The sequence below is a fragment of the Anoxybacillus sp. P3H1B genome, assembly GCF_001560855.1.
In the GTDB taxonomy this organism is placed as follows: Bacteria; Bacillota; Bacilli; order Bacillales; family Anoxybacillaceae; genus Anoxybacteroides; species Anoxybacteroides rupiense.
The window spans coordinates 14427-24997 of the sequence record NZ_LPUG01000025.1 but is presented as its reverse complement, the minus strand read 5'-3'; the positions used below and the strand labels follow the sequence as shown (position 1 = coordinate 24997).

12 protein-coding genes and 1 other annotated feature are annotated in these 10571 nt (G+C 41.5%); all 12 genes read right to left on the bottom strand.

Annotated features, from left to right (window positions below):
* Nucleotides 1-5 precede the first annotated feature (5 nt).
* Nucleotides 6-3569: a DNA-directed RNA polymerase subunit beta gene (gene rpoB, locus AT864_RS14750; RefSeq protein ID WP_066150217.1), complete on the bottom strand. Its 3564-nt coding sequence runs from the start codon at nucleotides 3567-3569 to the stop codon at nucleotides 6-8.
* A gap of 246 nt (nucleotides 3570-3815) precedes the next feature.
* Nucleotides 3816-4418: a class I SAM-dependent methyltransferase gene (locus tag AT864_RS14745; RefSeq protein WP_044744072.1), complete on the bottom strand. Its 603-nt coding sequence runs from the start codon at nucleotides 4416-4418 to the stop codon at nucleotides 3816-3818.
* 323 nt (nucleotides 4419-4741) lie between these two features.
* Entirely contained in the window at nucleotides 4742-5110 is a 369-nt protein-coding gene (gene rplL, locus AT864_RS14740) for a 50S ribosomal protein L7/L12 (protein WP_044744073.1), read from the bottom strand.
* Nucleotides 5111-5178: 68 nt separating this feature from the next.
* Nucleotides 5179-5679 carry a 50S ribosomal protein L10 gene (rplJ, locus tag AT864_RS14735; RefSeq protein WP_044744074.1) on the bottom strand — a complete coding sequence of 167 codons (501 nt, stop codon included), beginning with the start codon at nucleotides 5677-5679 and terminating at the stop codon, nucleotides 5179-5181.
* Nucleotides 5680-5721: 42 nt separating this feature from the next.
* Nucleotides 5722-5871, bottom strand: a sequence feature (ribosomal protein L10 leader region).
* 50 nt (nucleotides 5872-5921) lie between these two features.
* Nucleotides 5922-6623 (bottom strand): 50S ribosomal protein L1, encoded by a 702-nt coding sequence (gene rplA / locus AT864_RS14730; protein WP_066150214.1) that lies wholly within the window; start codon nucleotides 6621-6623, stop codon nucleotides 5922-5924.
* Nucleotides 6624-6734: 111 nt separating this feature from the next.
* Entirely contained in the window at nucleotides 6735-7160 is a 426-nt protein-coding gene (gene rplK / locus AT864_RS14725; RefSeq protein ID WP_027410223.1) for a 50S ribosomal protein L11, read from the bottom strand.
* A gap of 269 nt (nucleotides 7161-7429) precedes the next feature.
* On the bottom strand, nucleotides 7430-7963 hold the full coding sequence (gene nusG / locus AT864_RS14720; protein WP_044744076.1) for a transcription termination/antitermination protein NusG: 534 nt from the start codon (nucleotides 7961-7963) through the stop codon (nucleotides 7430-7432).
* Nucleotides 7964-8091: 128 nt separating this feature from the next.
* Nucleotides 8092-8274 carry a preprotein translocase subunit SecE gene (secE, locus tag AT864_RS14715; protein WP_044744077.1) on the bottom strand — a complete coding sequence of 61 codons (183 nt, stop codon included), beginning with the start codon at nucleotides 8272-8274 and terminating at the stop codon, nucleotides 8092-8094.
* A gap of 59 nt (nucleotides 8275-8333) precedes the next feature.
* Entirely contained in the window at nucleotides 8334-8483 is a 150-nt protein-coding gene (rpmG, locus tag AT864_RS17740) for a 50S ribosomal protein L33 (RefSeq protein ID WP_080862215.1), read from the bottom strand.
* Nucleotides 8484-8590: 107 nt separating this feature from the next.
* Nucleotides 8591-9241, bottom strand: coding sequence for an RNA polymerase sporulation sigma factor SigH (gene sigH / locus AT864_RS14710; RefSeq protein WP_066150211.1), 651 nt, complete (start codon nucleotides 9239-9241; stop codon nucleotides 8591-8593).
* 68 nt (nucleotides 9242-9309) lie between these two features.
* Nucleotides 9310-9819 carry an NYN domain-containing protein gene (locus AT864_RS14705; RefSeq protein WP_066150205.1) on the bottom strand — a complete coding sequence of 170 codons (510 nt, stop codon included), beginning with the start codon at nucleotides 9817-9819 and terminating at the stop codon, nucleotides 9310-9312.
* 4 nt (nucleotides 9820-9823) lie between these two features.
* Entirely contained in the window at nucleotides 9824-10561 is a 738-nt protein-coding gene (gene rlmB / locus AT864_RS14700; RefSeq protein WP_066150202.1) for a 23S rRNA (guanosine(2251)-2'-O)-methyltransferase RlmB, read from the bottom strand.
* Nucleotides 10562-10571 lie beyond the last annotated feature (10 nt).

Here is a 10571-nt window from a genome sequence, read left to right as displayed (position 1 = left end):
TCGGTTTATTCCTTTGTCACTGCATCTTTTTCTTCTTCTTTTTCCACTTCTATTCCAACGGCAATGGCTTCTGCTGGTTGGACATCATCATCTTCGTCAAAGTTTTCCATGTTGATTTCTTTCTCGTCACTTGAAAGGATCGTCACATCCATTCCTAAGCTTTGAAGCTCTTTGATTAAAACTTTAAATGATTCCGGAACGCCTGGTTCTGGAACATTTTCACCTTTGACAATGGCTTCGTAAGTTTTTACGCGACCCACTACATCGTCCGACTTCACAGTCAAAATTTCTTGTAGCGTATATGCCGCACCATAAGCCTCAAGAGCCCAAACCTCCATCTCACCAAAACGCTGGCCGCCAAATTGAGCTTTACCGCCAAGCGGCTGTTGCGTGACAAGCGAGTATGGACCTGTAGAACGAGCATGGAGCTTATCGTCAACCATGTGCGCAAGTTTAATCATGTACATGATTCCGACAGAGACACGATTATCGAACGGCTCACCAGTTCTTCCATCATAAAGCACCGTTTTGGCATCACGTGCCATTCCAGCTTCCTCCAAAATGGCCCAAACGTCTTCTTCGCGAGCTCCATCGAATACTGGTGAAGCAACATGAAGACCAAGCTTTCTCGCAGCCATTCCCAAATGCAATTCAAGCACCTGACCAATGTTCATGCGTGAAGGAACGCCCAATGGGTTTAACATGATATCCACCGGTGTTCCATCTGGTAAAAATGGCATATCTTCTTCCGGAAGAATTCTTGAGATAACCCCTTTGTTTCCGTGACGACCAGCCATTTTATCTCCAGCAGAGATTTTCCGTTTTTGAACAATGTATACACGCACAAGCTGGTTCACGCCGGGAGGAAGTTCATCCCCATCTTCTCGGTTAAAGACTTTGACATCCAGTACGATCCCGCCGCCACCGTGTGGTACACGAAGCGAGGTGTCGCGCACTTCACGCGCTTTTTCTCCGAAGATAGCATGAAGCAGACGTTCTTCCGCTGTCAGCTCTGTCACCCCTTTTGGTGTGACCTTCCCTACTAGCAAATCTCCGTCTTTTACTTCTGCGCCAATTCGCACAATGCCGCGCTCATCTAGATTGCGCAACGCGTCTTCTCCAACGTTTGGAATATCGCGGGTGATTTCCTCTGGTCCCAATTTTGTGTCACGAGATTCTGATTCATATTCTTCAATGTGAACAGACGTATATACATCTTCTTTTACAAGACGTTCGCTCATAATGATCGCGTCTTCGTAGTTATAACCATCCCATGTCATAAAGGCAACTAATACGTTGCGACCGAGCGCCAGTTCACCTTTTTCCATTGATGGTCCGTCTGCGAGAATTTCTCCTTTTTCAACAATATCGCCTTTTTTCACAATTGGGCGTTGATTATAGCATGTTCCTTGGTTGGAACGAACAAATTTAAGCAGACGATATTTGTCCAGATCGCCTTTTATCTCTTTCCCGTCAACTTCCACCAAACGGCGAACCCAAATTTCTTTTGCTTCCACCCGCTCAACAATTCCACGATGCTTACAAATAACAGCAGCACCTGAATCTTTAGCTGATACATATTCCATTCCTGTACCAACAATTGGTGCTTCCGGCTGCAATAACGGCACCGCTTGGCGTTGCATGTTTGCTCCCATCAACGCTCGGTTGGAATCGTCATTTTCTAAGAATGGAATACACGCAGTCGCCGCTGATACGACCTGTTTCGGCGATACGTCCATATAGTCGACGCGATCGCGTTTAACGACAATGTTTTCACCACGGAAGCGCGCTACAATATCTTCATCTAGGAATGTTCCATCCTCAGCAATTCTGGCATTTGCCTGCGCTACCACATAGTTATCTTCTTCGTCAGCCGTTAAATAGTCGATGCGGTCCGTGATTTTTCCTGTTTCAGGGTCAACTCGGCGATAAGGTGTTTCAATGAATCCAAATTTATTAACTTTGGCATACGTAGATAAAGAGTTAATTAAACCGATGTTTGGCCCCTCAGGTGTTTCAATCGGACACATGCGTCCATAGTGAGAATAGTGTACGTCACGCACTTCCATACCCGCACGTTCGCGAGTTAAACCGCCTGGTCCTAATGCGGATAAACGGCGCTTATGAGTCAGCTCAGCAAGCGGATTGGTTTGATCCATAAATTGTGAAAGCTGTGAGCTGCCAAAGAATTCCTTAATAGCAGCAATCACTGGACGAATATTAATAAGCTGTTGAGGTGTGATCGTATTTGTGTCCTGAATCGACATGCGCTCGCGAACTACCCGTTCCATGCGCGATAAACCGATACGGAATTGGTTTTGCAACAGCTCTCCTACAGAACGAAGGCGCCGGTTTCCTAAATGATCGATATCATCCGTGTCACCTACTCCATGGAGAAGGTTGAAGAAATAGCTAATGGACGCAATAATATCGCTTGGCGTAATGTGTTTGACATCTTCAGCAATGTATCCGTTGCCAATGACATTAATGACTTGCTCACCATCAGGATCATTCGGTGCATAAATTTTAATGGACTGAAGCGTAAACTCCTCATCTACTACACCACCGAATGGCTTATATGTCCGGAAGCCGATCCCGTTTTCGAGATAAGGTAGAATTCGATCAAGCGTTCTGCGATCAATCATCGTTCCTTTTTCAGCGATAATTTCACCAGTCTCCGAATGAACGAGTGTTTCAGCAAGCCGTTGATTGAAAAGTCTATTTTTGATATGAAGTTTTTTGTTAATTTTATAGCGGCCGACGCTCGCTAAATCATAGCGTTTTGGATCAAAAAAACGAGAAATAAGCAAGCTTTTCGCGTTTTCTACTGTCGGCGGCTCGCCAGGACGTAAGCGCTCGTAAATTTCTAGTAACGCTTTCTCCGTATTTTCTGTATTATCTTTTTCAAGCGTATTACGAATATACTCGTTTTCACCGATTAAATCGATAATCTCTTGATCGGATCCAAATCCAAGAGCACGCAAAAGCACGGTGACAGGCAGTTTACGAGTACGGTCAATGCGAACATAGACAACGTCCTTTGCATCTGTTTCATACTCCAGCCATGCGCCTCGGTTTGGGATAACAGTGGCTGAGAATCCGCGTTTGCCGTTTTTATCTACTTTTCCGCTATAATATACGCTTGGAGAACGTACAAGCTGCGAAACAATGACCCGTTCGGCACCGTTAATAATAAACGTTCCCGTCTCTGTCATTAGAGGGAAATCGCCCATGAAAACATCTTGCTCTTTTACTTCGCCTGTTTCTTTATTAATCAGGCGCACTTTTACGCGAAGAGGTGCCGCATATGTAACATCGCGTTCTTTCGACTCTTCGACTGAGTATTTCGGCTCTCCTAGGCTATAGTCGATAAATTCAAGAGATAGATTTCCGGAAAAATCCTCAATTGGCGAAATTTCTTTGAACATTTCTCTCAGACCTTCATCAAGAAACCATTGGTAAGAGGAGGTCTGAATTTCGATAAGGTTTGGTAATTCCAATACCTCACTAATACGCGCGTAACTTCTTCGTTGGCGGTGTCGTCCATATTGAACTAGTTGACCTGTCAACTGATTCACCCCTCAAATTCAAGCGTTGATAAAAAAGTAGAAGGCTGCCTTGCTGATGAAGGCATTTTTTGCCTTACTATCAGACAAAAGAAAAATGGTTTCTATAACAAGAAAACCACATTTTCACCTATTTATTGATTTTATAATTTTCCCCATTAGAAATAAAATTATACATATGAATTATAGATAGCTACATAAGGTTACACATTTGGCATTTTATAATGCTATCATAGCTAAAAAAAACTGTCAATATTTTTTTGCCTTTATGATATAATATCCTTTTTTCTTTGTTATTACTTCTACTTCTGGAAATAGTGATTGGAGTTTTTCAAGAGCGGAAGGAGCCCCTTGCTTCTTCTGAATCACAATCCATAATTCTCCACCAGAAAGGAGATGATCCACACTTTCTGCAAAAATCGAATGAACGATCTGCTTTCCCGCACGAATTGGGGGATTCGTTAAAATGGCAGCGAACTTTTTCATTCCGATCTCTTGAAACAAATTGCTTTCATAGATGATGGCATTATGAATTTGATTTTGCTGCTGATTTTGGCGGGCTAACGCAATCGCTCGTTCATTAATGTCAACCATCTCCACCTTGCGCTCAGGGAAAGATTTTGCTAAAGCTAAACCAATCGGACCGTAGCCGCAGCCGACATCCAAAAAGTCCCCTTGAATCAACGGCTCTTCAAACGTTTCAATGAGCAATCGTGAGCCAAAATCCACCTCACGCTTAGAAAAAACACCTTGATCAGTTGTAAAGAGCAAATCATTTCCTCTAAGTGTGTAACTCCATGTATGTGGATCACTTGAAGAAGACGGAGCTTTGGAGTAGTAATGTTCACTCAATGATTCTCATCCTTTCATTGGCTTTTTACCATTCTCTCCATACTTGATAGCAGAATATGCTGTAAAATCCATGTATATAGATATATAGCCGGATGCCTCCACATTAATTCCCAAGTGAGCAGGTGATGATCCTGCTTCGTCCGATTTCGACGGTCAGACAACCATAGTTTTTTACACATACCATCCATTTCATCTTTGTATTGATGCCGTACAAGGACAACAAAGTGAATCGATTTTATTTGACTGATACGATAAGTGCTGTAAAGATGAAAAAGCCCGCTATCATTAGCGGGCTTTTTCATTCCACATAAAGAAAAGAGAAATTACTTCACTTCTACGCTAGCGCCAGCTTCTTCAAGTTTAGCTTTGATTTCTTCAGCTTCTTCTTTAGAAACGCCTTCTTTAACTGGCTTTGGAGTGTTGTCAACTAAGTCTTTTGCTTCTTTTAAGCCAAGACCAGTAAGTTCACGCACAACTTTGATAACTTTGATTTTTTGCGCGCCGCCATCTGTAAGAATAACATCGAATTCTGTTTTTTCAGCAGCAGCTTCGCCACCAGCAGCACCGCCACCAGCAACTACTACAGGAGCAGCAGCAGTTACGCCGAACTCTTCTTCAATTGCTTTTACTAAATCGTTTAATTCTAAAACTGTCATATTTTTAACCGCTTCAATGATTTGTTCTTTCGTCATTGTAATATTCCTCCCTTAATATCAAGATGTTTAGCATTGTTTTTCAAATGGGCTAAGCCACTATAAGATTAAGCACCTTGTTCTTCTTTTTTCTCTGCAACTGCTTTTGTAACAAGCGCGAAGTTGCGGATAGGAGCTTGAAGAACGCTAAGCAACATAGAAAGCAAGCCTTCGCGAGAAGGAAGATTAGCAAGTGCTTTCACTTCTTCAACTGTAGCTACGTTGCCTTCAATAATTCCTGCTTTAATTTCCAACGCTTCATGCGCTTTTGCAAAATCGTTTAGAAGCTTGGCTGGAGCTACTACATCTTCGTTACTAAACGCGATCGCATTTGGACCAGTAAGTACTTCATCTAACCCTTCTAAACCAACTTCTGCAAGCGCACGGCGAGTTAACGTATTTTTGTATACTTTGAACTCAATACCAGCTTCGCGAAGCTGTTTGCGAAGTTCAGTAACTTCTGCTACGTTTAGACCGCGATAGTCTACAATAATAGTTGATTTGCTTGCGCGGAATTTCTCTGCGATTTCTGCGACTACTTGTTTTTTGAGTTCGATTGCGCTGCTCATTTTCACACCTCCTGTAGAAGATAAGATGAAATACCACTTATACCGTTCATAAGAAAACCTCCATGCCACGTAGACATGGAGGTACTGTAAAGCACCACAAGATGCACTTTGCTTTCTATAAACAAAACACCTCGGTAGGAAATTAAGCTCATGCCGAGCACCTACTGTCTACGGTACAAATGATATTCTCTTTTCAGACAAGTTTTATGATACTAAATGACTGCCCGAAAGTCAACAGCCACTTATTTTGCAACAGCAAATGTTGAAGGATCGACTTTGATGCCAGGTCCCATCGTTGAAGTTACTGTTACATTTTTTACATACGTGCCTTTAGCAGCAGCAGGCTTCACTTTTAAAATTGTTTCGTAAATTGTTGTGAAGTTGCCCACTAGCTTTTCGTTATCAAACGAAATTTTGCCAATTGGCACATGAATGTTTCCAGCTTTATCAACACGGTACTCTACTTTACCAGCTTTGATTTCTTTTACCGCTCTTGCTACATCAAATGTAACTGTTCCTGTTTTTGGATTCGGCATTAATCCTTTAGGTCCTAGGATACGACCTAGCTTACCGACTTCACCCATCATGTCAGGAGTAGCTACGATTACGTCAAAATCAAACCATCCTTGTTGGATTTTGTTGATGTACTCTGTATCGCCCACATAATCTGCTCCCGCAGCTTCAGCTTCTTTTGCTTTTTCTCCTTTTGCAAATACGAGCACGCGTTGTACTTTACCTGTTCCATGAGGCAACACAACGGCCCCGCGAATTTGCTGATCCGCTTTTTTAGGGTCAACCCCTAAACGGAAAGCAACTTCTACAGTGGCATCAAATTTCGCAATGCTTGTTTTCTTCACTAATTCAATTGCTTCAGTTACAGAATAAGCTGTATAGCGGTCCACAAGCTTCGCCGCTTCTAAATATTTTTTTCCTCTTTTAGCCATTTGAATTTCCTCCTTATTGTGGTTTTAGCGGAATAACCTCCCACGAATAAAGGTTGCGAAACAGATTATTTCTGTACTCGCAACCTTCAGCAGCCAGATACCATAACACGATTAGTCTTCGATAACAATTCCCATGCTGCGTGCGGTACCTTCCACCATACGCATTGCTGCTTCAATGCTAGCAGCATTGAGATCTGGCATTTTTGTTTCAGCAATCTCACGTACTTTGTCACGCTTGATTGTTGCTACTTTATTACGGTTTGGCTCACCAGAACCTGACTCAATGCCAGCCGCTTTTTTAAGCAAAACAGCAGCAGGCGGAGTTTTTGTAATAAATGTAAATGAACGGTCCTCGTATACCGTAATTTCAACAGGAATGATCAAACCTGCTTGGTCAGCTGTACGAGCATTGAATTCTTTACAGAATCCCATAATGTTTACACCAGCTTGACCTAAAGCTGGACCAACTGGTGGTGCCGGATTCGCTTTACCCGCAGGAATTTGTAGCTTTACAACTTTGATTACTTTTTTAGCCACGAGACACACCTCCTTAAGTCCGTGATGTGGTATTAGGGACGTTCCCTCCCACTCATATAAGGTTATGAATAATGCAGCATTTGCATTATTCTTTCGTAAGGCAGGACGTAACCTTTCGCCCTTCTATTTCCTATCATGCTTAAAGCATAGGAAATGCCACTGATTTATCATTGATTATAAAAAAGTTCATATGATCAGCTTGTATCATGAGATACACTGACTATAAAATATTATCACTTTTCCTTTTTGATTGCAAGTTGTTTCAGCAATTATATTTTTTCAATTTGCGAAAAATCAAGCTCTACTGGGGTTTCACGCCCAAACATATTCACAAGCACTTTAACCTTCCGCCGATCCATATCAATTTCTTCAATCGTTCCTGTGAAATTAGCAAAAGGCCCTTCCTTAACCTGTACCGTTTCTTTTAGCTCATAATCAAAATCAAGCTCATTAAGCGGCACGCCCATACGTTTTAAAATTAAGTGAACCTCTTCTTCAAGAAGAGGGGTTGGCTTTGATCCTGCTCCGCTTGATCCGACAAATCCAGTAACTCCTGGTGTATTGCGCACTACATACCAAGAGTCATCCGTCATAATCATTTCAACCAACACATATCCAGGGAATACCTTCCGCTTTGTTACTTTTTTCTTTCCGTTTTTCATATCTGTTTCTTCTTCTTCAGGAACGACAACGCGAAAAATTTTATCCTGCATCCCCATCGATTCTAAACGTTTTTCCAGATTGGCCTTCACTTTATTTTCATAGCCTGAATATGTATGGATAACATACCAGTTTTTCTCCATTGGCTGGGACTTAAACGTCCTTCCCTCCCCTTAAACAGCAATTAAGTTTTATAAGCAAAACAAAAACCCGTTTCCGGGCCTTTTATTTCTACCTTATTATCTTTTATTATACCATAACAAAGCGCCAGTTATTCAAGCACAAAACGAATTAAAGAAGAAATCCCTAGATCCACAACCGCAAAAAAAATGGTCATGAAAGCAACAGTGGCTAACACGGTAATGGTATAATTGACTAACTCTTTTCTTTTCGGCCAACTGACTTTTTTCATCTCACGTGCGACTTCATTAAAAAAATTGATAATACGTTGCATGATTAATAACCTCCAACAACTTAGAGCTGCTTTGCCAGTCATTGGCATGATCGTAAAACTTATTTCGTTTCCCGGTGAATTGTATGTTCATTGCAAGTTTTGCAAAACTTTTTGATATCTAGACGTTCTTGAGTATTTGCGGTATTTTTCATCGTTGAATAATTACGGGTATTGCATTGACTGCAGGCTAATATCACCTTTTTACGCATATGCCTCCCACCGTTCTACGAGATGTCTTTAAAAATTTAACATATCCATCTTTCTTATGTCAATGACAAATAGTGCTTTAGCCTGTTGCCCAGCATGCCCTTTTCATTTATAGACTGATTTCGCGATATTCCAAATATCTTTCCAACTTTCGCTTCACTCTTTGTAAAGCGTTATCAATCGATTTAACATGGCGGTTAAGCTCTTCAGAAATTTCTTGATATGACCGCCCATCTAAATATAGAACAAGCACCTTTCTCTCTAAGTCACTTAAAAGCTCGGCCATTTTAATTTCAATATCATCGACTTCTTCACGATTAATAATCAACTCTTCTGGATCCGTTGCTTTTGTTCCGGAAATAACATCCATCAGTGTTCGATCGGATTCATCATCATAAATAGGCTTATCAAGCGAAACATATGAGTTGAGCGGAATGTGCTTTTGCCTTGTGGCCGTTTTGATTGCGGTAATCATTTGCCGAGTAATGCATAATTCCGCAAAGGCTTTAAAAGAAGTAAGCTTGTCCTCTTTAAAATCCCGAATCGCTTTATATAGGCCAATCATTCCCTCCTGAATAATGTCCTCTTTATCTGCTCCAACTAAAAAATAAGAACGCGCTTTCGCTCGGACAAAGTTTTGATACTTATGAATCAAAAAGTCCAAGGCATCGCTGTCTCCTTGGTGCACCCGTTCGACTAATACTTCATCCTCAAACTGTTCCAACTTTTTCTCATCTTTGCTTTTGAAGCCTTCGCCCACGCCGATCCCTCCGACCGCACAAATCGATAAAATTATTATACAGTACAAAATTTTACAGCGTCAACCTCTCATTTTTCGCCTCTTCGCCATCTTTCGAAAATTCTTGCCACTTCATCTGTTAAAGGAATTTTTGAGACTGGTTTTTGTTCGTGAATGGCTTTTACTTTTTTAGAAATTCCTTGTTCAATTGATTCCATTTCGGTCAAAAGCTCACGAGCCGACTTTCGCAAAGCACCTTGTCCAAAAATCGCCCATTGTTCTGTGTAATCAGAGGTCGCTACATATACTTTTGTCCGAATATTAATTAGCTGCTTTGCAAGCTTTTCAATTCGCTCATCTGCTGTTTCATTCTCTTTTGTAAAAATAACATCTACTTGATAATTGGTATATTTTTTCTCAACGCCTTGTACGAGGTGTGCATCAAAAACAATGATCACTTTATATCCAGTAAATCCTTGGTACTCAGCCATTTTAGAAATTAATACATCTCTTGCTGAAGCAAGATCATGCTCTTTTAATTTGCGAAGCTCAGGCCAAGCACCAATCACGTTGTAGCCATCCACAATGAGAATATCCATAGAGTTATTCTCCTAAAGGATATCGTTTACGGTACACCTCATACATTAATAAACTGGCTGCCACTGAAGCGTTTAGCGATGTCACCTTCCCCTTCATCGGAAGGCGAATTAAAAAGTCACATTTTTCCAAAATCAACCTCCCAATTCCTTTCCCTTCACTTCCAATTACGAGGGCTAAAGGCATTGTTCCATCCAGCTGGCGATAATCGTCTTGTGCTTTGGCATCCGTGCCGACAATCCAAATTCCCCGTTCTTTTAGCTCATCAATCGTTCTTGCTAAATTCGTCACACGGGCAACTGGAATATGTTCAATCGCTCCTGTGGAAGCTTTGGCCACTGTTGAGGTTAAGCCAACTGAACGACGCTTCGGGATAATAATGCCATGTGCTCCGACCGCATCGGCTGTGCGCATAATAGAGCCTAAATTATGAGGGTCTTCCAGCTCATCAAGCATCAAGAAGAAAGGAGGTTCATTTTTTTCTGCCGCACGGTAAAATAATTCATCGATATCATAATATTGGTAAGCAGCTACTTGAGCAATAACTCCTTGGTGATTTCCATCAACCATCTGATCCAGCTTTTTTTTCGGAACATATTGCACAATCACTTTTTGCTGCTTAGCCAGCTCAATGACCGATTGCATCGCTCCCCGCTGCGCCCCTTCGGCAACCCAAATTTTATTTACTTCCCGTTCCGACTTTAACGCTTCTAATACAGGATTTTTTCCGATAATAAGGTCCATTTCTTTACGT

Bases quoted from the DNA above. Each gene is read 5' to 3' on its own strand.
- AT864_RS14705 (WP_066150205.1), bottom strand. From the start codon at position 9,819: ATGGATATTCTCATTGTGGATGGCTACAACGTGATTGGTGCTTGGCCT.
- rplJ (WP_044744074.1), bottom strand. From the start codon at position 5,679: ATGAGCAGCGCAATCGAACTCAAAAAACAAGTAGTCGCAGAAATCGCA.
- rplA (WP_066150214.1), bottom strand. From the start codon at position 6,623: ATGGCTAAAAGAGGAAAAAAATATTTAGAAGCGGCGAAGCTTGTGGAC.
- nusG (WP_044744076.1), bottom strand. From the start codon at position 7,963: ATGGAGAAAAACTGGTATGTTATCCATACATATTCAGGCTATGAAAAT.
- rplL (WP_044744073.1), bottom strand. From the start codon at position 5,110: ATGACGAAAGAACAAATCATTGAAGCGGTTAAAAATATGACAGTTTTA.
- rpmG (WP_080862215.1), bottom strand. From the start codon at position 8,483: ATGCGTAAAAAGGTGATATTAGCCTGCAGTCAATGCAATACCCGTAAT.
- secE (WP_044744077.1), bottom strand. From the start codon at position 8,274: ATGCAACGTATTATCAATTTTTTTAATGAAGTCGCACGTGAGATGAAA.
- rlmB (WP_066150202.1), bottom strand. From the start codon at position 10,561: ATGGACCTTATTATCGGAAAAAATCCTGTATTAGAAGCGTTAAAGTCG.